This window comes from Isoptericola chiayiensis, from assembly GCF_013149805.1.
Taxonomy (GTDB): Bacteria; Actinomycetota; Actinomycetes; order Actinomycetales; family Cellulomonadaceae; genus Isoptericola; species Isoptericola chiayiensis.
Window position 1 is genome coordinate 1 of record NZ_JABEZT010000016.1, and the last position, 1,044, is coordinate 1,044.

Sequence of the window (1,044 nt, forward strand, 5' to 3'; positions counted from 1 at the left end):
GGCGAAGCCCAGAATTTAAGCCCCAGTAAACGGCGGTGGTAACTATAACCATCCTAAGGTAGCGAAATTCCTTGTCGGGTAAGTTCCGACCTGCACGAATGGCGTAACGACTTCTCCGCTGTCTCAACCACGAACTCGGCGAAATTGCACTACGAGTAAAGATGCTCGTTACGCGCAGCAGGACGGAAAGACCCCGGGACCTTTACTACAGCTTGGTATTGGTGTTCGGTGCGGTTTGTGTAGGATAGGTGGGAGACATTGAAACCCGCGCGCCAGCGCGGGTGGAGTCGCCGTTGAAATACCACTCTGACCGCATCGACCATCTAACCTCGGTCCGTGATCCGGATCAGGGACAGTGCCTGGTGGGTAGTTTAACTGGGGCGGTTGCCTCCCAAAAAGTAACGGAGGCGCTCAAAGGTTCCCTCAGCCTGGTTGGCAATCAGGTGTCGAGTGCAAGTGCACAAGGGAGCTTGACTGTGAGACCGACAGGTCGAGCAGGGACGAAAGTCGGAACTAGTGATCCGGCGGTGGCTCGTGGAAGCGCCGTCGCTCAACGGATAAAAGGTACCCCGGGGATAACAGGCTGATCTTCCCCAAGAGTCCATATCGACGGGATGGTTTGGCACCTCGATGTCGGCTCGTCGCATCCTGGGGCTGGAGTAGGTCCCAAGGGTTGGGCTGTTCGCCCATTAAAGCGGCACGCGAGCTGGGTTTAGAACGTCGTGAGACAGTTCGGTCCCTATCCGCTGCGCGCGCAGGAAACTTGAGAAGGTCTGTCCCTAGTACGAGAGGACCGGGACGGACGAACCTCTGGTATGCCAGTTGTTCCGCCAGGAGCACCGCTGGTTCGCTACGTTCGGAAAGGATAACCGCTGAAAGCATCTAAGCGGGAAGCCTGCTTCAAGATAAGGTTTCCAACAGGCTAGACCTGTGAAGGCACCCAGCTAGACCACTGGGTAGATAGGCCGGAAGTGGAAGACAGGACCAACGACTGTCGCAGCTGACCGGTACTAATCAGCCGACAACTTCACACACCAACACACT

The 1,044-nt window shown here is 56.4% G+C and carries 1 rRNA gene; it reads left to right on the forward strand.

The features are described 5' to 3' along the window. Positions 1-1,034 (forward strand): 23S ribosomal RNA (locus HDG68_RS16640); the annotation flags it as partial. Positions 1,035-1,044: the final 10 nt, after the last annotated feature.